This window comes from uncultured Methylobacterium sp., assembly GCF_964251405.1.
Classification (GTDB): Bacteria; Pseudomonadota; Alphaproteobacteria; order Rhizobiales; family Beijerinckiaceae; genus Methylobacterium.
On the sequence record NZ_CAXUJR010000021.1, the window covers coordinates 1 to 20,794 of the forward strand.

Annotated in this window: 18 protein-coding genes; 4 read left to right on the top strand and 14 right to left on the bottom strand. The window is 69.0% G+C overall.

Annotation, left to right across the window (positions count from 1 at the left end; translation table 11 throughout):
• Nucleotides 1–651: DUF6880 family protein (locus ACFE7U_RS06015; RefSeq protein WP_375408822.1), on the top strand; the 651-nt coding region annotated here is incomplete at its 5' end.
• Nucleotides 652–891: 240 nt separating this feature from the next.
• Here the strand turns inward: ACFE7U_RS06015 and ACFE7U_RS06020 are convergent.
• From ACFE7U_RS06020 to ribA, 4 genes are all read right to left on the bottom strand, one after another.
• Nucleotides 892–2,271, bottom strand: a complete 1,380-nt coding sequence (locus ACFE7U_RS06020; RefSeq protein ID WP_375408823.1) for a Wadjet anti-phage system protein JetA family protein — start codon at nt 2,269–2,271, stop codon at nt 892–894.
• A gap of 88 nt (nt 2,272–2,359) precedes the next feature.
• Nucleotides 2,360–3,247 carry a polysaccharide deacetylase family protein gene (locus ACFE7U_RS06025; protein WP_375408824.1) on the bottom strand — a complete coding sequence of 296 codons (888 nt, stop codon included), beginning with the start codon at nt 3,245–3,247 and terminating at the stop codon, nt 2,360–2,362.
• A gap of 110 nt (nt 3,248–3,357) precedes the next feature.
• On the bottom strand, nt 3,358–4,419 hold the full coding sequence (locus ACFE7U_RS06030; protein WP_375408825.1) for a DUF3616 domain-containing protein: 1,062 nt from the start codon (nt 4,417–4,419) through the stop codon (nt 3,358–3,360).
• An 8-nt stretch (nt 4,420–4,427) separates the two neighbouring features.
• Nucleotides 4,428–5,564, bottom strand: a complete 1,137-nt coding sequence (gene ribA / locus ACFE7U_RS06035) for a GTP cyclohydrolase II RibA (RefSeq protein WP_375408826.1) — start codon at nt 5,562–5,564, stop codon at nt 4,428–4,430.
• 396 nt (nt 5,565–5,960) lie between these two features.
• Between ribA and ACFE7U_RS06040 the strand changes: the two genes are divergently transcribed.
• Entirely contained in the window at nt 5,961–6,506 is a 546-nt protein-coding gene (locus ACFE7U_RS06040) for a cytochrome b (protein ID WP_375408827.1), read from the top strand.
• A gap of 44 nt (nt 6,507–6,550) precedes the next feature.
• Here the strand turns inward: ACFE7U_RS06040 and ACFE7U_RS06045 are convergent, their stop codons facing one another.
• Genes ACFE7U_RS06045 through ACFE7U_RS06060 form a run of 4 tightly spaced genes read right to left on the bottom strand, consistent with a single transcriptional unit; the run spans nt 6,551 to nt 9,830 of the window.
• The gene (locus ACFE7U_RS06045; protein WP_375408828.1) at nt 6,551–7,426 is read right to left on the bottom strand and encodes an SAM-dependent methyltransferase; all 876 of its coding nucleotides are present in this window, start codon (nt 7,424–7,426) and stop codon (nt 6,551–6,553) included.
• Nucleotides 7,423–8,475 carry a glycosyltransferase family 4 protein gene (locus tag ACFE7U_RS06050; protein WP_375408829.1) on the bottom strand — a complete coding sequence of 351 codons (1,053 nt, stop codon included), beginning with the start codon at nt 8,473–8,475 and terminating at the stop codon, nt 7,423–7,425. Before ACFE7U_RS06050 ends, ACFE7U_RS06045 begins: the two co-directional genes overlap by 4 nt.
• Nucleotides 8,472–8,876 carry a 6-pyruvoyl tetrahydropterin synthase family protein gene (locus ACFE7U_RS06055; RefSeq protein ID WP_375408830.1) on the bottom strand — a complete coding sequence of 135 codons (405 nt, stop codon included), beginning with the start codon at nt 8,874–8,876 and terminating at the stop codon, nt 8,472–8,474. Before ACFE7U_RS06055 ends, ACFE7U_RS06050 begins: the two co-directional genes overlap by 4 nt.
• Before the next feature lie 27 nt (nt 8,877–8,903).
• Nucleotides 8,904–9,830 (bottom strand): zinc-binding alcohol dehydrogenase, encoded by a 927-nt coding sequence (locus ACFE7U_RS06060; RefSeq protein WP_375408860.1) that lies wholly within the window; start codon nt 9,828–9,830, stop codon nt 8,904–8,906.
• 78 nt (nt 9,831–9,908) lie between these two features.
• Between ACFE7U_RS06060 and mdoH the strand changes: the two genes are divergently transcribed.
• A complete protein-coding gene (gene mdoH, locus ACFE7U_RS06065) occupies nt 9,909–11,699 on the top strand; it encodes a glucans biosynthesis glucosyltransferase MdoH (RefSeq protein ID WP_375408831.1) in 1,791 nt (596 codons plus the stop codon).
• Here the strand turns inward: mdoH and ACFE7U_RS06070 are convergent.
• From ACFE7U_RS06070 to ACFE7U_RS06095, 6 genes are all read right to left on the bottom strand, one after another.
• Nucleotides 11,689–12,420, bottom strand: a complete 732-nt coding sequence (locus ACFE7U_RS06070) for a Crp/Fnr family transcriptional regulator (protein WP_375408832.1) — start codon at nt 12,418–12,420, stop codon at nt 11,689–11,691. The genes mdoH and ACFE7U_RS06070 overlap by 11 nt on opposite strands.
• Nucleotides 12,421–12,772: 352 nt before the next feature.
• Nucleotides 12,773–13,969 (bottom strand): SMP-30/gluconolactonase/LRE family protein, encoded by a 1,197-nt coding sequence (locus ACFE7U_RS06075; RefSeq protein WP_375408833.1) that lies wholly within the window; start codon nt 13,967–13,969, stop codon nt 12,773–12,775.
• A 32-nt stretch (nt 13,970–14,001) separates the two neighbouring features.
• Entirely contained in the window at nt 14,002–14,985 is a 984-nt protein-coding gene (locus tag ACFE7U_RS06080) for an SMP-30/gluconolactonase/LRE family protein (RefSeq protein WP_375408834.1), read from the bottom strand.
• Between the two features lie 81 nt (nt 14,986–15,066).
• Nucleotides 15,067–16,269, bottom strand: coding sequence for an SMP-30/gluconolactonase/LRE family protein (locus ACFE7U_RS06085; protein ID WP_375408835.1), 1,203 nt, complete (start codon nt 16,267–16,269; stop codon nt 15,067–15,069).
• A gap of 117 nt (nt 16,270–16,386) precedes the next feature.
• Nucleotides 16,387–17,931: a GMC family oxidoreductase gene (locus ACFE7U_RS06090; protein WP_375408836.1), complete on the bottom strand. Its 1,545-nt coding sequence runs from the start codon at nt 17,929–17,931 to the stop codon at nt 16,387–16,389.
• Entirely contained in the window at nt 17,928–19,340 is a 1,413-nt protein-coding gene (locus ACFE7U_RS06095; protein WP_375408837.1) for an alpha/beta hydrolase, read from the bottom strand. Before ACFE7U_RS06095 ends, ACFE7U_RS06090 begins: the two co-directional genes overlap by 4 nt.
• 173 nt (nt 19,341–19,513) lie before the next feature.
• On the opposite strand from ACFE7U_RS06095, the gene ACFE7U_RS06100 reads away from it, so the two are divergent.
• Nucleotides 19,514–20,680 carry a dimethylmenaquinone methyltransferase gene (locus ACFE7U_RS06100; protein ID WP_375408838.1) on the top strand — a complete coding sequence of 389 codons (1,167 nt, stop codon included), beginning with the start codon at nt 19,514–19,516 and terminating at the stop codon, nt 20,678–20,680.
• The last annotated feature ends 114 nt before the right edge of the window (nt 20,681–20,794 follow it).

Genomic DNA, 20,794 nt, shown 5'->3' on the forward strand with positions numbered 1-20,794 from the left:
CTCGACTGGATCATACAGCCGCAGAAGCGCGGCATCGGCGTCGTCACCCGCGCATCCGTGATCACCGGCACCGTCGATCCCGAGCAGCCCGACCGGGACCGCATCGCCCTCGAGATCCGCATCCGCGAGGCGCTGGGCGAACGCGACGCGGCGCAGAGCCTGCGCTGGGCGCGGTTCGAACAGACCCTCGATCGCGGGATGCTGCGCGATTACCTCGCCAAGCTGCCCGATTTCGAGGACGAGGAGGCCCTGGAGCGCGCCTTCGATCATGCGGCGTCCCATCCCCAGCCCTACCGGGCCCTGCACTTCTTCGTTCATTGGCCGAACCTCGATCGTGCCGCCCGCTTGGTCGAGGCGCGGCGGGCGTTATGGGAGGGCGACCGCTACGAGGTCCTCGGCCCGGCGGCGGAGGCACTGGAGGGCGTCGATCCGGTCGCGGCGAGCCGGCTCTACCGGCTCCTCCTCGACGACATCCTCGGGAACGGACGGTCACAGGCCTATGGCCACGGCGCCCGCTATCTCGCTCGCCTCGACGCCCTGGCGGAACGGATCGAACGGGGGAGCCTCTCGCCCGATCCGACCACCTACCGCAACGCTCTGCGCAAGGCCCACGGCCGCAAGTCGGCCTTCTGGATGCAGGTGAAGGGGTGATGCCGAGGAGCGATTATCAGCTTATCGCGAATCGCAGATCAGGCCGACCACGTCGTCATTCCGGAGCGCCGAAGGCGAACCCGGAACCCAGAAACACAGGCGGTGGTAATATTGGTGGGATCGGCAGCTCTGGGTTCCGGGCTCTGCTTCGCAGCCCTGGAATGACCAGCGATTCGCGCTTTCTGACGAGGATAACACGGTTATTTTATATCATCGTTCCGCTTCGATTACTCGACGTGCTCAGCCCTCGGCGCGCTCCAGCAAAAAATCCGGGCAGTCGAGCCATCCATTGGAGACTCGTCCCTCCAGCCGCGAGAGGCGGTAGCGCTCGCCGAGTGCCCCATCGAAGAGCACGTCGATCTCGCGCAAACGCTGGAACACCACGAAGTCGTCGACATCCGTCACGGGGATCTGTGAGCCCCGGATTGCAGGCGCAGAGCCGAGCTTGCCCTCGACGAAGCCGACCATCCGTTCCTCGGTCACCGCTACGCGCTGGCGAAAAGCGTCCTTGGCCGCGATGAAGGCCTCGACCGCCGGGTCGAGGCGGATCTCGGGCAACGGCTCGGAGAGAATGGCCCGCCGCGCGAGGCGCGGCGCGTAGAGATGCGAATCGCCGATCGGCGCGCGCGTCAGCGAGACCGGCGGTGCCGGCGCATCGGCGAGGCTCGGCCCGGCCGCACCGAGCGCGCGCAGGGCAGCGGCCACGCGCTCGATCCTGTCGGAGTCGCGATGATCCATGTAGCGCAGGGCCGCGGCGATCCGGCGCTCGAGGCGCGCGACGATGTCGGCCACCGCGTCGAGGTGCCGGTCGAGCCCCTCGAAGACGCCGAGAATCTCGGCGAGGTCGCCGCGCACCGCCCGCTCGGCGGCGGCGAGGTCGGGGGCGCGACCCTCGCGCAGGCCGGCCTCGGACAGGGCGCGGATCGTGAGGGCGTCGCGCAGGGCTCGGCCCGCCTCCCGGACAATGCCGGAGCGGAAGCGGAACGGGTTCAGCCGGGTGTGGAGGGTGCGGTAGTCGCTCACCAGATGGCGGGCCACGAACTCGTCGAAGTAGAGCCGGAAGGCGGCGCGCTGGTCGTCCTCGCGCAGGATGCGTTCCTCGACCTTGCGCATCGAGCCGGCGAGGCTGCGCAGGTGGCCGAGGAAGGCGCGCGAGGCCTTGGCGGCGTTGACCAGGGCCTCGGAGCGATCGGTGGGGTTGGAGATGGCGCTCTCGAGGCTTCCGAGAACCTCCAGGACGGCGCCGCCATAGGAGCGGTTCTCGCCCCGATCGAGACGCGCCAGTTCCTCGATCAGGATGCGCGCTTCGGGGTCGAACTCCACCACCGGCAAGTAGCGCTCGCGCCGCTCCACCAGCCAGCCGGCGTCGAGGAGGCGCCGGTAGATCGCCGAGCGGCGCTCGACGGGATCGACCGGCGTCGTCTCGTCGTCGGCGATGTCGCTCTGGCTGAAGGCCGCCGAGAAGTCGCCGATCTCGGCGATGAGCTCGCTCTTGCGCAAGGGCTCGACGATGTCGGCGAAGATCTTTGCGTGCAGGTGCAGCAGCAGGGCCGCGTTGAAGGCACGGCTCGGCGAGGCCAAGGGCCTGAAGAGGTCGTCGGAGAGGCGGGTGAAGAGCATGCCGGGAGAGAGGACAGACCGTGGCGGGCCTGCGTGTCAATCGTGTTTGAGCGACTCTCGGCGTCGGTGGTCAGCCGTGATCCTCGGACTATGTGATCGCCGGGATCGCCGCAGCATGATCCGCGATCCCTCCCGCGGTCGTCAGCCAAACGCCGTCGCGATGGCTCGCGATATGCGCCAACGCTGCGCGCAGCGGGCGCAGGCGATGCGGCTGGCCGACGATGTAGGGATGCAGCGCGATGCCCATCACCAACGGCGCGGCCTGCGACTGCTCCAGCATCTCGTCGAAGGCGTCGACGATCATATCGGCGAAATCCTGGGCGGAATCCTTGCGGGCCACGATGGACGGGATGTCGTTGAGTTCCTGCGGGTAGGGCACGGAGAGGATGCGCCCGCCGCCTCGAGTGGTGAGCCAGACGGGCTGGTCGTCGTGTGCCCAGTCAAGGAGGTAGCGGTAGCCGGCTTCCGCCAGCAGATCCGGCGTGACGTGCGACTGCGAGATCCAGGGCCCGAGCCAGCCGGCCGGAGCGCGGCCTTCGTGACGGGCCAGGATATCCGTGGCCTCGCCGATCAGGGCGCGCTCGGCCGCCTCGTCCAGGACGCCCTGCCGCTCGGCATTGGTGCGGCCATGGGCCACGATCTCGTCGCCGCGTGCCCGAAAGGCTTCCACGAGGCCGGGGCAGTCGCCGTAGAGCCGGCTGTTGACGAGGATGCTGGCGGGCATGGCGAGGGCGTCGAGCAAGTCTCTGATCCGCCAGGCGCCGACGCGGTTGCCCCAGTCGCGCCAGGCATAGTTGAGCACGTCCGGTTGAGGGCCGCCCGGCGCCAGCTCGGCACCGAGTCCCGAGCCGAAATCGAATGTTTCGAGGTTCAGGGCGACGTAGACCGCGAGGCGCTTACCCCCCGGCCAATCGTAGACGGGCCGTGATGGAAGTGCGTTGTAGCCGTAACGGCCGTGTCCGGTCGGTGTGTCCATGCGTCCGTCGTCTCGTCGGAAGGGAGTGGCTTCACCAGGATAGGCTGCCACCCCAGACTTGTCCGCACAGAGTTACCTGTGGACGCGATGCCGTTGAAAGGACAAATCCCTCAGGGGGCGTCGATCTCGACGGTCCGTGGGCCACCTTCCTCCGGTCCGTCGAAGAGCAGGAGTACGCGCAGCCGCCCATTCGTCCGGCCGAGGGGCAGAAGCGCTTCGGGCTTCACCCGCGACCCGTAGGACGGCAGGCCTCCGAGCGCCTTCGTGACCGAGGCACCGTCCCACCACACCACCCCGTAACCCCCGTCCTCGATCGTGCCTCCGGGAGGGTCCTGCACAGGGCCGGCGAGGACGAGGACGCCGCTGCCGTATACGGCGAGGTCGCGGATGCCGCGGCGGTCACCGAGATCGACCCGGTGCAGGACCGCCTTGGTCCGCTCGGCGCCGAACACGGCAACCAGTGGCACGGACAGGATCGCGGCCTTGCCGTCGGGCAGGACGGGTCCGCGCAAGCCGACATGGAGACGGTCGCCCTGCACCGCGATGCCTTCAATGGTGAGGCCATCGGCATCGAGGGCACCGTCGAAGGAAGCGGCGAGGGCAGGCTCGGCCGCGAGGTGCGCCGCCAGGGCCGTCGAGGCGGTGATCGCGACCGAGCCGGTGAGGCGTCCATCCCGGTCCACCGCGGCCGGATCGAAGCGCAGGCGAAAGATCTTTCGCGTGGCCCTGGTCTTCGCCGTGCTCTCAGCATCGTCGGCACCGCGATCGCGGTGCCGAGGCCGGCCATGCGAGCCGACCACGTAGAAGGCGCCGTCGGCATAGGCGACGCCTTCGGCGTCGAGTTCCAGAGGCTCGCCATCGCGGGTCTCGTCGGTCAGCCTGATGAAATCCCCGGCGACGAGGCGGCCGTCGTGGAGAACGACGATCTGAGCCCCTTGCGTCTCGTCGTCGGCGACGACGCAGATCCGCGGGAAGCCGGATGTTGAGGCACAGGCGATGCCGCTGACATCCCTCGCCTTCTTGGCCTCCTCCGCATCCCCTCCCCGGCCCTTCGGTTCGCCGACGAGCTTGCCCTTCACGGGCCAAGTGGCGTCACGCGCCTCGACCAGGGCCGGGCCCGACAGGGCGAGGACGATGCCGAGACCGAGGGCTTTCGCTATCGCCAGCATCATGCCGCGCCTCACGGCAGCGTCGCTTCGAGGCGTTCGGCGAGATCCCGGCCGAGTGCATGCCCGGTCCGGTCGCGCTTGACCGACAGATAGGACAGGTTCTGGGCGGTGACGCGGCCGATGCTGCGCTGGGTACCCACGACGTCGAGGCCGGCCGCACCGAGCGCCGCGATCTTGGCCGGGTTGTTGCTCACGACCCGCACGCGCGCGACGCCGAGACCGCGCAGCATCTGGGCGGCGAAGTCGTAGCGGCGCTGATCGACGCCATAGCCGAGGGCCTCGTCCGCCTCGTAGGTGTCGAAGCCGCAGGCCTGCAGGTCGTAGGCGCGGATCTTGTTGGCAAGGCCATTCCCGCGGCCCTCCTGGTCGAGATAGAGCAGGATGCCGCCGCCGGTCTCAGACATCTGCCGCACGGCCCCGCGCAACTGGTCGCCGCAATCGCATTTCAGCGATCCGAACAGGTCGCCGGTGAGGCAGGCGGAGTGGAGCCTCACGGTGACGGGCGCGTCGAGTTTTGGCCGCCCGACGACGATCGCGACCTGATCGCGCAGGCCGTCGCCGCCGCGAAACACCACGAACTCGCTGTCGAGCGCCCCTTCGAGGGGAACCGGCGCCCGGCTGACGATCCTGACCGTGGCGACGTGATAGGCGGCGACAGCCGTGTCGGTGACGCTCATGAGGTGGGCCGGCACGGACGCACCCTCGCCCAGTGGGACCACCACGACGGCCGGCAGCATCAGGGCGGCACGGGCGAGATCGAGGGCGACCTCGTCCCGGCGCGTGGTCAGGGCGACGGGCGCGTCGATCCGGGCATCGATCTGCAGGGCGAGACGCGCGATCCGTTCGGGATCGATGGCGGGGAGCGCGATCCCGCCGGGTCCGGCTCGGTCGTGCAGCCCGAGTCGGCGAAGCCGGGGCGCCGGCAGGACGAGACAGGCGCAGCCCACCGAATCGGCGCCTGGACCCGCAAGATCGAACACGAGCGACGCGGCCAGATCCGCATCGACGGATTCCGCGCAGGCCATGACGAACGGGGCCTCGCCGAGCACGGCCACGGGGCGCCCGGCGCGCAGCTCCGCGACCGCTCGCTCCACGGACACCTGGTCGGGACGGGTCCGGCGATCTGCATCCTGGCGCGTCGTGGGCATCGATGACCTCTGGTTCGCGGACCGAGCGGCGGCTGACGTCGCTGCGTAGGGCGGTGGACATGGCGGTGTAGCGGACGGTAGCGCGACGGCATTCCCGTCGGCCGTCACGCTTCCGGCTACGCTTGATGTATTGCGCGCAAACGAAGATGATATGGGTGCGGCGTCATGCAACACCTCAGCGCCGTCGGTCAGCGGTGATGCTGAGTTGAAGGTCGGGTCGGGAAAGCCGGGTCGGCTTTCTGCAAGAACCGTTGGATAAGCACAACCCTAGGAGGTCGGGCCCGGTCCTGCGGCGACCCAGCTGCCGGCGGATCGATGAGGTTGCCCACCGCGCGATCGCCTCGGCAGCGACGTGTTCCGCGACCCCTGCCGCCGCGTCGAACGAGGCCCTGCCCGATGACCGCTCCGCTCGCCTATTCCTCGGCCCAGAAGCTGCTCCACTGGGTAATCGCACTCCTGATCCTGATCCAGGTCCCGCTGGCCGTGGCGATGACCAATGTCGGCGAGGGTCCGCTGCAGAACCAGCTCTACGAGTGGCACAAGTCGTTTGGCCTCGTCGCCCTGGCGCTGGTCCTGGCCCGGGTTCTCGTGCGCCTCTCGCGGGGGGCGCCCGCGCTGGAGGCCGGGCTTCCGGCCTGGCAGAGGCGGGCGGCGTACGCCTCCCACGCCGCGCTCTACGGGCTCATCGTGCTGGTGCCGCTGCTGGGTTGGGCCGGAACCTCGGCCTGCTGCGCTCCGGTCAAGCTGTTCTGGTCTTTCCCGCTGACCCTGCCAATCTCCGGGGGCATGCCGGTGGGCAAGCGCATCCTCGGGCTCCATACGGTCGCGGCCTTCGCCCTGGTGGCGTTGATCGCCCTTCACGCAGGCGCCGCCCTCCACCACCACGTGATCCGGCGCGACGGCACCCTGCGGCGGATGCTGGCGGGCGGGCGTACGGGCTGAGCGCGGGTCGAGATCGGCCGTTCCCGCATTCCCTCAGCAAGTCCTCACCCGTTCCGGGATGCGAGCCTCGATTGCGGAGGCACCGCGAGGAGATCGGCATGGCCGACCAGCACGGCCGTGCCGGGGCGGCTTCGCGCTGCCGACCAGTCGTCGATCGCGCCGGGTGCCATCAGCCCGGTCTCGGCCGCCGCGGCGGCCTTGCCGTCCTTGAGCTGCCGGATCAGGTCGGGATGGCCGGGTCCCAGGCGCCAGGGGCTCGAGGCGCTGACGACGTCGTAGCCATGCTGCCGGAAGGCGTCCGCCAGCGCCGCCGTCGCACCCGGACCCATCGCCGCCCCGAAACCCTTGTCGCTGCTTTGATGCGCCAGGAAAGCCGCGTGCATTGCGCCGTCGTCGGGATGTGGCGGGTCCCAGGTCTCAGCGCCGTCGTAGCTGAGCGCCGTGTAGAACACCGAGCCGGCCTCGGCGACGGAACGGACGAAATCGTCGATCCAGGGTTTCGAGACGAGATCGAACAGGGCCGCCGCGGTGACGAGATCGGGCTTCGCCGCCGGGTCGATGGCCCCGCCGAGCCCGGCCGAGAGGTCGAGGGCCGCGAAGGCGACCCTGATGCGTTTCTCGTCCCTGGTGAGGACGAGGGCCTCGCCTTCGGTGTCCCAGTGATCAGCCCAATCAAGGAGCGCGTTGCGCGCTGCCGCCAGGAGTGCGGGGTCATAATCGACCAGTCGCCAGGACTGACGTGGTCCGAGATGAGGCGCTAGGCCACGCAGGTTCGAGCCGGCACCGCAGCCGAGATCGACAACCCTGACCTCCGCATGTTCGGCGAGTGTCCGGGCCAACTCAGCGACGAGACCGGGATCGCGGGCGGCATGGTCGGCGGGCTCGCGTAGGGCGAGCCATTCGCTGCTGAAACCGGTCATGGCTGTGCGTCCTTGAGGGTGGCGGCGACGATGGCCGCGGTGTCTCGCCAGCGCGGCAGGGCCTGGCCCGCCGCCCAGGCGGCGTCCGCGGTAGCGCGGCGGTGCTCGGGGTCGCCGATCATCAGCCGCAAGGCGGCGGCCAGGGCCGTTGCGTCGCCGGGCGCCACCTTGAGGCAGGCTCCGTCGGGAACGGTCTCGGCGGCGGCCCCGCCGGTCGTCGCCACCACCGGGAGGCCATGGGCGAGGGCTTCGGCCAGCGCCATGCCGTAGCCCTCGAACAGCGAGGCCGAGACCATGATATCGGCGCGGTCGTAGAGTTCGGCGAGACGGTCCGGCGATACTGCGCCGGCCAGGGTGATCCACCCGCCGAGGCCGTCTGAGGCAATCGTCCGCCGCAGGGCCGCGACATGGTCGGGGGACCTGTCGCAGGCTCCCGCGATGGTCAGGTGCCAGTCGAGGTCCGTGAGCGTCGCTAATGCCTGGACGAGGCGATCGAAGCCCTTGCGCGGCGTCACCGCGCCGACCGCGAGCAGCGAGACCCGCCGCGATCCGCCGCCCGTAGCGCGGGGCGCGGGGTCGGTTCCGGGTTCGGCCACGCTGATGCGGCCGGCGGGCACGCCGAACTCGGCGACGAGCAGGGACCGGGTGAACCGGCTCGTCACCACCACGCGGGTCGCGAGCGCGAGAGCCGTGCGCTCGCTTGCCACCAGGCGAAGCGCATCGTCGGCGCCCAGCCCGGCCTCGAGGCCGAGCGGATGGTGGACCAGGGCGACGATGGGTCGGGAGCCCGCGAAGGCGACGACCTTCGGCGGAAGCGCACCGTAGGCGAGACCGTCGACGAGCAGCACCGCATCCTGCGGCGTGCCGGCGATCGCGATCTGCGTTGCTGCGAGATCGCCCGACGTCGGATGCGGGAACGAACCCGGCAGCGGCACCGCCGTGGCGTCCACGCCATGAGCGGCCAAATCCGCCAGGAGGCGGCGGGCATAGGCGTACCCGCCGGTCGGGGTCGCGAGATCGCCGGGAATGAGGAAGCGGACGTCGATCACCCCGTCACCGGGCCCTCGAACCAGGCGCGGGCGATGTGCGATTCGTGCAGCGTGACACGCAGGCGCGCGACCCCCTCGCCGCCGGGACCGAGATCGCCGGCCCGCGCGGCCTCGGCCATGGCGCGATGGATGTGGCCGCACAGGAACTCGGTGGTGGTGTTGATCCCGGCGAATTGCGGCAGGGCATCGAGGTTCTGGTAGTTGATCGGTGCCAGGATGCGTTTCAGCGCCTCGCCGGCCCGGCCGATATCGACCACGACGCCGTCCTGCGTGAGGGTCTCGCGATAAAAGGCGACGTCGACCACGAAAGTCGCGCCATGAAGGCCCTGGGCCGGCCCGAACAGCTCGCCGCGAAAGCTGTGGGCGATCATCACGTGCTCGCGGACTTCGATGGCGTACATGCAGAATTCCTCAACCGTTTCGGGATTTCAGACGCCGTAGCGAACGACCGTGCACAGGCCCGGCGCCCCGGGCGCCAGTAGGCGCGGCAGGGCGTCAGGAAGGTCGGCGAAGGCGACCTCGTCGGTGATCAGCCCGTCGAGGCGCGGATCGGCCAACAGGCTCATCGCTTTCTCCATGCGCCGCCTGAAGCTCCAGCGTGGCCGGCGCGAGGCCGAGACCTGCCCGACCTGGCTCGAGATCAGGCTGAGGCGACGCACGTGGAAATCGAGGCCGAGCGGTGCCGCGACGGCACGCGCGCCGTACCAGCTCATCTCCACCACCCGCGCCTCGTCGCCGGCGAGCGCCAAGGCGAGGGCAAGTCCGTCCTGGCTGGCACTGGCGTGGAAGACCACGTCGGCCTCGCCGCGCACCGGGGCATCGGGGTTCTGGAAGGCGGCCCCGAAACGCCCGGCAATGTCGGCACGATCGGCAGCGATGTCGATCACCACGACGTCGCAGCCGGGGATCTGCGCGGCCAGGAAGGCAACGAGAAGGCCGACGATCCCGGCTCCGACCACGGCGATTCGGTCGCCGGGGCCGGCGCCGGAATCCCAGACTGCGTTGAGGGCGGTCTCCATGTTGGCGGCGAGAACCGCACGCCGCGGGGGCACCGTTGCGGGAATCGGGCATAGCGCATCGCGGGGCGCGCAGAACCGATCCTGATGCGGCCGGAGGGCGAAGACGAGGCCGGTCCCGCCGTCGCTCGGCTCGGCTATGCGGCCGACCGCGCAGTAGCCGTACTTGACGGGAAAGGGGAAAGCGCCCTCCTGGGCCGGCGCCCGCATGCGATCGTAGAGAGATTCGGGCACGAAGCCCTCGAAGATCAGGCGTTCGGTGCCGCGGCTCAGTGCGGTCCACAGGGTCTCGACCCCGACCTCGCCGGCGGCGGGGGTTCGCGCAACCTCGTGACGCAGCTCCGCCCGGCCAGGGGCGGTATACCACAGCGCGCATGCGCCGCCCGCCTCCAGACCCGCCGCGCCGGATGCTTCGCGATGATCCACGTCGACTCCCAGCAGCCTCAACTCGCGGAGGCCGACGGCCGCGCTCCTCTCACGATGCCGGCGGGCCTACAACCCCGCGAGACGCTGCGACGGCGCCGAACCCTGGTCGTGCCGCTCAATCTCGCGAGCGGTCTCCTCCTCCTCGTGCTCACCGCGCGCGTACTCGGTACGGGCGGCTGGAGCCCCGTCGATCTCGGCCTCCTGGCCTGCTGCCTCTTCGCGGTGCCCTGGACGGTCCTGGGTTTCTGGAACGCGATCATCGGCTTCTGGCTGCTGCGCCGCGGCCGAGCGGGCCTCGCCGAGGCGGCCCCGTTCCATGCGTCGGGCGACGGAGCCGCGCCGATCCGCCTCGCCACCGCGATCGTGATGACCCTGCGCAACGAGGATCCCGCCCGCGCACTGTCGCGGCTGGAACGGGTGAAGGCCAGCCTCGACGCCACCGGTCGGGGTGCGGCTTTCGCCTACCATGTCCTCAGCGACACCGACGATCCTGGCGTTGCCGCCGCCGAAGAAGGAGCGGTGGCTGCCTGGCGCGACCGCACGACGCCGGGGGAACGCCATCGCATCGCCTATCGGCGGCGTCCGGCGAATACCGGGTTCAAAGCGGGCAACCTGCAGGAATTCTGTCGCCGCTGCGCCGGGGATTACGACCTGATGGTCCCGCTCGACGCCGACAGCCTGATGGACGGGGCGTGCATCCTGCGCCTCGTGCGGATCATGCAGGCCGACCCCGCCATCGGCATCCTGCAGAGCCTCGTCGTCGGTTCGCCCGCCGACAGCCCCTTCGCGCGGATCTTCCAGTTCGGGATGCGCCAGGGCATGCGCCCCTACACGATGGGCTCGGCCTGGTGGACGGGCGATTGCGGCCCGTTCTGGGGACACAACGCCGTGGTGCGGATCCGTCCCTTCGCCGATCATTGCCGGATGCCCGACCTCCCCGACGGCTTGCTCGGCGGCGCGATCCTCTCTCACGACCAGATCGAGGCGGTGCTGATGCGCCGCGCCGGCTACGAGGTCCGTGTGCTGCCCATGGAGGGCGGCAGCTTCGAGGACAACCCTCCGACGCTGATCGACCATGTGACGCGCGAGCTGCGTTGGTGCTTCGGCAACATGCAGTACCTCCGCCTGCTGCAGCTCCCCGGTCTGCATCCCGTAAGCCGGTTCCAGCTCGCCGCCGCGATCCTGATGTTCCTCACCGCCCCCGCCCTCACACTGGCGCTGGTGCTGGTGCCGCTGAAGCTTACGGAATTGGAGGAGACCTTCCCGGCGGGCCTCGCTGCGGGCCTCTATCTCACCTGGCTCGTCGCCTCGGTCGCACCGAAGCTCGCGGGCTATCTCGACATCCTCGCCAGTCGCTCGGACCGGAAAGCCTATGGTGGGACGGCGACCTTCCTGTCGGGCGCTGCCCTCGAACTCGTCTTCTCGTTCCTGCTCCTGTCGGTGAGCACCTTCCGGCTCACGATCTTCCTCGTCCGGCGCCTCGGGCGCAGCTCGGGATCATGGAACCGGCAGAACCGGGATGCCCACGGCTTGTCTCTCGATTCGGCCACGCGCGGACTCTGGGATTGTTTCGCCTTCGGCGCCGTCCTCTGCGCCGTTATCGCTTGGCTCAGCCCGGCCGCCCTCGCGTGGTGCCTGCCGCTGATGCTGGGCTACCTCCTCTGCATCCCGTTCGCCGTGATAACGGCCTCGCCCCGGCTCGGGCGAGTCATGATCCGCCTTCGCCTTTGCGCTACGCCCGAAGAGATCGATCGATCGCCAGAGCGGGACGTCAGGTCTTGAGGTGGAGGTAGAGCATGTCGAACTCCGCCGCCTCCGTCAGGGCGTCCCAGTTCTCGATCACCAGCGTGCGATCACGCAGCGAGATCAGCTTCGCGCCGCGGAGATCCTGAAGCACTCGGTTGACGTGGACATTGGACAGACCAAGGGCATCGGCGATGTCGATCTGGGTGATCGGCCATTCGCACCGGTAATTCTCTGCAAGCCCGAGCGCGTTCAACTTGACGTAGATCTCGCAGAAGAGGTGCGCGATCCGCCCATAGGCGGAGCGCCGTCCGATGCCGGTCATCCACTCGCGGAAGATGGCCGCATCGACCAGGGTATCGCGCCAGAGCGCGTCCGCGATGCGCGGGAAGCGGCGGGTGAGGTCGTGGACGCCCTCATGGGAGATGAAGGCGACGGTACACGGCGTCACGGTGGCGAGGTTGTGGTCCATCGTCGTGAGATGGAGGCTCTGCAGATCGGGGATGTCGCCCGGGACATGGAACGACATGATCTGTCTCTTGCCCTCGGAGAGAAGCTTGTAACGGCACGCCCAGCCTTCGACGATCAGGCAGCAATGGCTGGGCCGGTCCCTCTCGCAGACGATGTCGTGGCCGCCGTTGAACCGCTTCCTGGTGAAGGCCAGGTTCTCGATCGCCTGGCGTTCCTCTGAGGACACGTGATCGACGGTCCCGAGCTTGCGGATCAGCCAGGCAAGGTCGTCGGGCGCTTTGACGGTCACTGCAGTTGATCCCAAGTCGGCTGGAAGGTCCGCGACGTGTTCCGTCGCCCCCTTTTGCAGCGTCCCGACGTCATGAATAACTTATGTTAACGCAGATCTGCCAGCATAATCCGGCAACTGCTTGCCGTGGCGTGCATCCATTCTCAATCGACAACAGGAACAGCTCAGTCAAGGCAACGGCATGCCTCCGCCCTCTGCCGCGGCTGTCTGCCCCAGTTCGAGATCGCGCTGTTCACGGTTTCGCATGGAGAGCGAGGATCGGCGCGAGGGTTCACCACCCGATGGGGTCATGTCGTCGACGGCTGATCGCGATCGCGTCACCGACATGTGACGTCACCGCAGGTCTCGGGTGTCACGCTGGGTCGGCGTCGATCCGCAGCCGCAGGATCGCGTAGGGTAGTTCCGTCAGGTCGCGGCCGTGATGGTATTCCGGCCGGCGGTTGACTTGCGCGGCAGTGATATAGAGCCAACGATCGGGCGCGAACGCGAAGGTGTCCGCCCAGATGAGGCGGGGGTCGGTGGCAAGGATCGTCACCGTGCCGTCGGGGTCCCGGCGCCCCACCGCATTGTGTTCCTGCAATGCGAGGTAGACCCGGTCCCTCGAGTCCGTCGCCAGACCGCCGGTCATCCCCTTCTCGCCGAGGTCTTGCACGCCTGCCGCCACGGCGGCGTCGGACGCCTGCGCGTCGAGGAGCGATGCGGTGTCGACCCCGTAGAGGCGCCGGCCCATCAGCGGAGCGTAGTAGAGCCGCTGCCCGTCGGGACTCAGCGCGATGCCGTTGGCACCGCCCTGCACGGGTCGTGGCGGCCCGTCGCCCTTGCGCTGCATCACCGCCTCGCCCTCGACCATCTTGAGGATGCCCTTCTGCGACTTGGTGCTCGCATGCCCCGCGAGCCGCCGCACGACCCGGTCGGTGCTCAGGTCCACGGCGAGGATCGCCCCTTCGCCGTCCTGGCCCTGGTCCGTGATGTAGGCCACCGCTCGGTCGCCGCGGATGTCCACGCGAAGGTCGTTGAGGGACGAGGTCGGGACGATCCCGGAATCGAGGGGCACCACGCGCCGGATCGCCCCAGTCCCGATGTCCAGCTGCACGAGCTTGGCCGCACCCGGCACCGGCGGTCCCGAGCCGTCGGGGAGCCCCGCATCGAGCAGCCAGAGGGCGTCCTGCGCGTCGAAGACCCCGTTGGGGACGTGGAAGAGGCGGCCTTGCGGCTTCAGCGGATCGGCCTGGTTCGTCGCCAGATCGGGATAGGGCCGGACCTCGCCATCGGCCATGACCTCGCCGAGGGTGAACGGCACCTTGGCCTCGAAGCGCGGCATCATGACGAAGAAGCGGCCGTTCCGCGAGATCGCAAGGCCGGTCGGGTTCGACGGGGCATGGGCGACGCGGGCCAATTCCATGTTGCCCGTCCGGCGTGCGGCGGGCACGGCGTCGGCTGCATTCGATTGGGACACGCTATTGCTTTCAGCGGACGAGCCCTTCGTCAGGGCGAGGGCGGCGGCACCGCACATGGCGCCTGTCAGAAGGCTGCGACGGGCAAGCGTCATGATGGTCTCGACCTCTCGGGCGGTGACATGGATCAGGCGAAGCGAGCGCCACGGACCTTGAGGTCGATGGCATGGACCGAGGGACCGGCACAGATGAAGAGCCGGCGACCGTCCGCGCCACCGAAGGCGAGATTCGCCGCATCGGTGGCGGTGGCGATTCGTCCTAGGAGGGTGCCGTCGGGATCGAACACGCGCACGCCGTCGAAGCAGGCGGCGTAGAGGCGCCCCGCCTCGTCCACGTCGAGCCCGTCGGCCACGCCCTCGTCGAGGGTCGCGAACACGCGCGGCGGCGGCAGTGCTCCCGACCCCGAGACGGGAAAGGCCACGATGGTCCTTGCGCCCTCGGAATTTTTGAGCGCTGCGCTCGTATCGCTGACATAGAGAATGCGCCCGTCGGGCGAGAAGGCGATGCCGTTGGGCTGTCCCAAAGCCTCGGTCATCGCCTGGACCCGACCCAAGGGATCGATGCGGTAGACGCGCCGGGCGTTCTGAGCCGGCTCGGCCATCACCCCCTCCTCGGGCATGGTGATGCCGAAGACCGGATCGGTGAACCAGACGGCTCCATCCGGCCCGAGCGCGACGTCGTTGGGCGAATTGAGCGGTTTGCCGTCATAGCTATCGGCCAGGACGGTGAGACGCCCGTCGGACTCACGACGCATGACGCGCCGTCCGCGATGCTCGCAGGTGACGAGACGCCCCTGCCCGTCGAGCACGTTGCCGTTGGCGTTGTTGGACGGATCGCGAAAGGTCCGAACCTGGCCGTCCCCGCTGATGACCATCATCCGATTTGCGCGCACGTCGCTGAAGACGAGGCCGCCGAGATCCCTGGCGAAGCAGGGCCCCTCGCACCAGCGTCCGCCGGCAAAGACGGTCCGCAGGCGAGATGCAGGGTCGATGACGGCTGCAAAACGCGGATCGTCCGCCCGAACGACGGGCGCCGCCGAGGCCGATCGCGTGCTCAACGCCAACGCCGCGCCGGCTCCGCCCAGGAAGAGGCGTCGTTTGATTTTTGTCATCGACCTTCTCGTCTGGTCTCGCGCGTCGAGGATGCAGGTCGCTTCGTCCGCAGCCGATGCGACCTGCGACCGGTCAGAGGGTCAGCGTGCGGCCGGAACGGTCGAGCCCGTGGCCTCGCCGGCGTTCGGCTTGAAGCTCCACAAGTCCGTGGGTAGGGCGGCCGGCGCATCCGGCTTGTAGAAGGCCGAATCCTGGATTCGCGAGGTGGTGACGTAGATGGTGCCGTCGGGTCCCTCGCCGAAGGTATCGGGCCAGCGCAGGCGCTTGTCCTGAATCAAGGTCGTCAGACTCGTCCCCTTGGCGGACAGGTCGCGGACCTTGACGGCGTCGTCCTGAGGGGAGGTCACGTACATGCGCCCGTCGCCGCGGGAGATGATCAAGCCGTCGGCCGGACCGTTATCGCCGACCCGCTCGACCTTTGACGACGGGTCGCCGCCGGTGAGGGCCGCCGGAAGCAGCGATCCCGTGATGCCGCCTGCAAGTGCCTCGGTCGGGATCGAATAGAGCGTCCTGCCCTTGATCGCCTGCCAATACAGCGTCTTGCCGTCCGGCGAGAGCGCGATCCCGTCGGCGGCGAACTCGACCCCTCGCCCGTCGGGACGCCGAAGCGGTTGGCCGTCATACGTGACGGTCACGCTCTTGTCGGGCTGCGTCGAGGGATCGCCGTCGAGCACGCGCCGCGACTTCCCGCTCTCAAGATCGACCACCACCAGCGCACCCTTCGCGCCGGAATCGGTGAGGTAGGCCGTCTTGCCGTCTGGCGAGAAGCGCACGTCGTTGAGGTAGGAGCCTTGGGGCGCCACGCTCTCGTCGAAGGCGATGGTGCGGGCGGGCTTGTTGGTCTTGAGATCGATCTCGACGAGCTTCGGCCCATCCTTGACGACCGCGGCCATTGCGGGAGCCGCCGGATCGACGACCCAGAGGTTACCCTGATGATCGGCGACGACACTCTGGACGCAGACCCAGTGGTCGCGCGCCGAGACCTCGTCCTTCTTCGCGTTGCGCCAGGCGTTCCATTCCGCATCCGGGAACGGGGTGAGCTTGCCGTCCTTCACCTCGGCGACCGAGACGGGGCTGTCCTCCGTCCAGCGTGGGAAGTTGACGAAGATGCGGCCGTCCTTCGAGACCGTCACGCCGGTGACCTGATGCTCGAAGCTCGCGACTTTCGTCAAAACAGGGCCTTGGCTCGCGGAGGACTGTGCCGAGGCGTGGCCCGTCATCGCCGCGGTTCCGGCGAGGAACGTCGCCAGCAGGGCGATTCGGTGGGTATGGCGTGTCGTCATGGCGGCCTCACTGCAAGAACTGATCTGGACGAACGGATCTGGTTGTTCGCTCGACCAACGCGAGACTTCGCGGCCAAGGTTCTCCGTTCGAACGAAGTTCTTCCGTGCCGGAAGACATCAGCCCCATAGGAATCGCCCGGCGCTGCGGAGGCTGAGCGCCATGATGGTCAGTGCCGGGTTGGCAGCGAGCGAACTCGGGAAGGTCGAGCCGTCACAGATCCAGAGATTGGGGATGTCGAAACTGCGACCATAGGGATCGACCACGGCGCTCCCGCCGTCGTGGCCCATCCGGCAGGTCCCGATGGCATGGGCGACGCGACTCAACGCCCAGATGTCGTCGGCCCCCGCTTCCTGCCAGAGGCGCGTCATGAAGCGGGTGGCGTGGGCGTCGAGGCACCGTTCGTTCTCGCCGTAGCTGAAATCCACCCGCGCCTTGCGAAGTCCCAGATCGTCGGTCTCGTCCGACAGCGTGAGCCGGTTGCCTTCGTAGGGCAGCGTCTCGCCGTTGATGCCGAGGCCTGCGACGTGGTTGTAGCGGCCGAGATAGTCCGAGAGCGCGGATCCCCACAGGCCACGCCCGCGCGCCACGGAGTTGGCGAAGGTCAGCGGCATGATCCCGAGGCTCTGGACGAGGTAGCCCCCGGCGAAATCCGCGTCGTCCGGGCGCACCATGTCCTCGGTGATGAGGGAGGACGGGTAGCCCTTGTTCGGCCGGGTCTCTGCCGCGAAGGTTCCCCAGACCTGGGTCGCCACATGGCCCATATAGTGGTGCCCGAGCTGTCCGCTGCCGTTGGCGAGATCGAGGTTCAGCAGCAGGCGCGGGGTCTCGACGGCACCCGCGCAGAGGAACAGGTTGGCGCAACGCTGGCGCACATCCTGGTCCTTGTGTCGGTAGACCACCGCCGTGACCCGGCCCTCGCGGTCGCGCTCGATCCCATGGACCGTGCTCTCGGGCCGGATCTCGGCACCGCGGGCGACCGCGAGCGGGAGGTAGGTGACGTCCATGCTGGTCTTGGCACCGTTGCGGCAGCCCTGGTGACAATAGCCGCAATTGATGCACGCGGGACGATCCGGCCCGCCCTCCTGGGGGAAATCCCGCGAGACCACTGCTGCCGGCGCATCGGTGGCTCGGATTCCGAGCCGGGTGCAGGCAGCGGCCATGATCTGCGCCGACGTATTGCGCGGAACCGGCGGCAGCGGGTAACGGCGCTCCGCGTCCCATGGATAAGGACTGGCGCCGGAGACGCCGATGAATGCCTCGACCCGCTCATAGAATGGCAGGAGCTCGTCGTAATCGAGTGGCCAGTCGGCCCCGACGCCGCTCTCGGTGAGGAGCCGGAGGTCGCGCCGATCGGCCCTCGGCACGAAGGCGCCCCAATGCAGCGTCGATCCGCCGACCCCGGTGCCGCTGTTGTTGCCCCCGAAGGATTCCGGCGTGGCGCCGCCGCTCAGGCGCTCCTTCGTCCAGTAGATCTCGGTGGCCAGGGTCTCGTCGAAGGCGAAGCGGTGCGGGTCGAAGTTCGGCCCGGCCTCCAAGGCGACGACCTTGAGGCCCGCCGCCGCGAGTGTCGCGAGCAAGGGGGCGCCGCCAGCGCCCGTGCCGACGATCACGGCGTCGACAACGTCCGACGGCGCGTACCGCCGCATGCCTTCGAGGTTCATCGTGCGGCTTTGTCCGGCGCCGCCGGTTCCCACGGCTCCCGCCTGTCGATGCCGAACTGCCGAAATCCTTCGGGTTCGCGGTCTCCCCCCGCTCCGATCCCGCTGAAGCCGATCCGCGCCAGGGTCGCGGGATGCGCGAGGGCGATCTGGACCACGTCCGCACGCAGGTCCTCGAACCACAGCGCCATCTGCTCCGCGTCGAGGCCGGTGCCCGCGAGCTCCCTCCCGGCGGCGGCCGCGAGGATCTCGTCGCGGGTCGCCCCATCGAGGGAGAGGAAGCGGCATTGCCTTCGCGCGCAGGCCTCACCGTCGAGGCTGCGGAGGCCGGCGCGATAGGCGTCCCGATCGGGGGGCAGCGCGGCGAAGCGCCAGCCGTCGGAGTCGTCCCGCGCGAGGCGGGCATCGATGCGTGCCGCGATGTCGATCCGTGCGGGACCCTGCTGCGGCAGCACACGGTCGACCACGGCGCGCAGGATCGCCAGTTCCACCGCATCGAGGGCGACCGGCTGATAGGCGGGATCGTCGGGTCTGCCACGCTCGGCCAACGCCTCGCGCAGGCGGTGATTGACCCGCGGCGAAGCGATCAGCGCGCGATAGGCATCCGGGATCGGCGGAGCCGTCGGCATCGCCGGCATCGCGGCCATGGCTTCGCCCGCCAGCAGGGCGGCCACCGCCTCGGATCGCTCCATCGGCAGGAGATGCTTGGCGCCTTCGAGCACGACGAGCCGGTGATGGGCGAGGTGCGGCGCCATCAGGCAGGTCTGGGCGGCCGGGCCGAGGTCCGCGTCCTCGGATCCGCTCACGATGAGGGCGGGCGTGCGAAGGACGCCGATGCGGTGGCACCAATCTTCGCGACTGCCGGTTTCGAGCCAAGCGGTCCAGGCCGCTGGCGCTGCCTTGAGCACGTCCGCGACGGCCGATCGCATCTTGGCAGGCGGCAGCGGCGCGCCGACATTGTTCGCGATGAAGCTTTTCGCCTCGGCATGGCGAGTATCGGGGTCGCTCCCGATCCAGGCGATCATCGCTTGGCGCCGCTCCTCCTCCATCGGTTCGGGGCTCGGCGGCGAGCCCGCCAGAAGGACGAGGCCGGCGAGCCCGAGGAGCCCTGCCTCCCCGTCCTCGACCCGCCGGGCCACGGCCAGCGCGACCTTGGCACCCATGCTGTGGCCGACCAGAAACCAGCGTTCGAGTTCTTCGGCGCGGATCTGCTCGATGACGGCATCCGCCATCGCAGCAACGCCGTAGCCGGTGTCGTCGGCAGCTTCCCCGAAGCCCGGCAGGTCGAGGGCCAAGCAGCGAGCGTCACCGTTCAGCCGTCCGGAAACGTCGGCCCACTCATGGGTACTTCCTCCGAGGAAATGGAGGCAGACGAAGACAGGCGGCAGCGAGCGAGACGAGGAATTCGGCATGCCGGTTAACTTGCGTGACGTTGCGCCTCGTCAAGCGAACCCAGCCGCGGCGTCTGGCAGCACGCCGCAGCAGGCGCCTTCGCGGCGATTGCACCCCGTGACCAACGCGGCCATAGCAAGCCCAAGCTGCGCCTCTCTCCTCCACCGGTCGCGGCGAACAAGGACCGCTTTTCGTGAACGCCACGCAGATCACCCACAACGATCTCGACGGCTACGGCGCCTCAACGGTGGTCGGCGCCTTCCGCGCGGTGTCGCGGATCATCCACGTCGCGCGCTACTCCGATATCGGGCCGGTGGTCGACGTCGAGTTGAAGAGGCTCGGCGCGGCGCGGGCACCCGAACTCCTGATCATCACCGATCTCGGCCTCGAAGCCCCCGCGGTGAACTTCATCAAGAGCTTCGCGGCCATGAACGGGCGGCGCGAACCGGCAGAGAAGCACCGCCTGATCGTGCTCGACCACCACGCCTCTTCCCTCGACCAGCTGCGCGAGCAGGGGATCGTGCCGCTGGCGGCCGAGACCGGGGAGGCCACCCTGAGGCGGTTCGACCTCGACGATCCCGATCTCACGCTTCTCATCGACGAGAGCCACTGCGCCACCCGCATGGCGTTCGAGCACCGTGCCCTCTACGCGACCCACGAGCCCCATGAGGCGCAGTCGCTCGACCTCGAAACCCTCGTCGAGGCGGTCGATGCTCTCGACCTCTGGAAGAAGGACCGGCCGACTTTTCTCGGCGGTCACGTCCTCGACGAGGTGTTCTGGGACAACGTCGCGACGCTGGTGCCGCTCGGCCATCCCTGGCACGACCACTTCATCGGCGACCTGTTCGGCGGCATCGCCGAACTCCTGCGTCGGGGCGTACCCCCGTCCGGGATCGAGCGTGAGGTCGGCGCGTTGCGCACCCGCATCCTCGATACGCTCCTCGAAGGCGAGCCGGACGACGACCGGGCCCTCACGACCCGCATGCGGATCGCCCGGGTGCTGTCACGGTCCGACACGCTGTTCCGGCCACTCTCCGACGGGACGCTCCTGTCGTTCGGGCTCGATTCCGGTATGTTCCAGCGCGTCTCCGACCGGATCATGGAGAGTGGCCGGGCACGCCGCGTCGTCAACGTGCAGCGCACGGGCTCGCTCTCTTTCCGTTCCAACAACGAGACTGCCCTCGACGGCGCCCGAAAGTTCCGCGGTGGCGGCCACAAGGATGCCGCCGGCGGGCGCCTGCCCAACGGCTCGGCCTTCTCCCTCGCCGATGCACTCGCGCAGGTCGAGCCGATCCTCAACCCCCCGCCGCCCGACCCTTCCGCAAGCCCATTCGCGGCGTTGAAGAACTGGAAGGGCTAGGTCCGAAAGGGCCGATCGCCGCCCATGGGCGGGATCACCGTCCGGGTTGACGCGTCTTCCCTCAGACCATCCATCACGGCCTCAATAGGCGAGGGCCGGCTGATCGCGAACCGT

What these genes read in the sequence shown, in the direction of transcription:
- ACFE7U_RS06020 (WP_375408823.1), bottom strand. Translation starts at nt 2,271, where the DNA reads ATGCTCTTCACCCGCCTCTCCGACGACCTCTTCAGGCCCTTGGCCTCG.
- ACFE7U_RS06025 (WP_375408824.1), bottom strand. Translation starts at nt 3,247, where the DNA reads ATGGACACACCGACCGGACACGGCCGTTACGGCTACAACGCACTTCCA.
- ACFE7U_RS06030 (WP_375408825.1), bottom strand. Translation starts at nt 4,419, where the DNA reads ATGATGCTGGCGATAGCGAAAGCCCTCGGTCTCGGCATCGTCCTCGCC.
- ribA (WP_375408826.1), bottom strand. Translation starts at nt 5,564, where the DNA reads ATGCCCACGACGCGCCAGGATGCAGATCGCCGGACCCGTCCCGACCAG.
- ACFE7U_RS06040 (WP_375408827.1), top strand. Translation starts at nt 5,961, where the DNA reads ATGACCGCTCCGCTCGCCTATTCCTCGGCCCAGAAGCTGCTCCACTGG.
- ACFE7U_RS06045 (WP_375408828.1), bottom strand. Translation starts at nt 7,426, where the DNA reads ATGACCGGTTTCAGCAGCGAATGGCTCGCCCTACGCGAGCCCGCCGAC.
- ACFE7U_RS06055 (WP_375408830.1), bottom strand. Translation starts at nt 8,876, where the DNA reads ATGTACGCCATCGAAGTCCGCGAGCACGTGATGATCGCCCACAGCTTT.
- mdoH (WP_375408831.1), top strand. Translation starts at nt 9,909, where the DNA reads ATGATCCACGTCGACTCCCAGCAGCCTCAACTCGCGGAGGCCGACGGC.
- ACFE7U_RS06075 (WP_375408833.1), bottom strand. Translation starts at nt 13,969, where the DNA reads ATGACGCTTGCCCGTCGCAGCCTTCTGACAGGCGCCATGTGCGGTGCC.
- ACFE7U_RS06080 (WP_375408834.1), bottom strand. Translation starts at nt 14,985, where the DNA reads ATGACAAAAATCAAACGACGCCTCTTCCTGGGCGGAGCCGGCGCGGCG.
- ACFE7U_RS06085 (WP_375408835.1), bottom strand. Translation starts at nt 16,269, where the DNA reads ATGACGACACGCCATACCCACCGAATCGCCCTGCTGGCGACGTTCCTC.
- ACFE7U_RS06090 (WP_375408836.1), bottom strand. Translation starts at nt 17,931, where the DNA reads ATGAACCTCGAAGGCATGCGGCGGTACGCGCCGTCGGACGTTGTCGAC.
- ACFE7U_RS06095 (WP_375408837.1), bottom strand. Translation starts at nt 19,340, where the DNA reads ATGCCGAATTCCTCGTCTCGCTCGCTGCCGCCTGTCTTCGTCTGCCTC.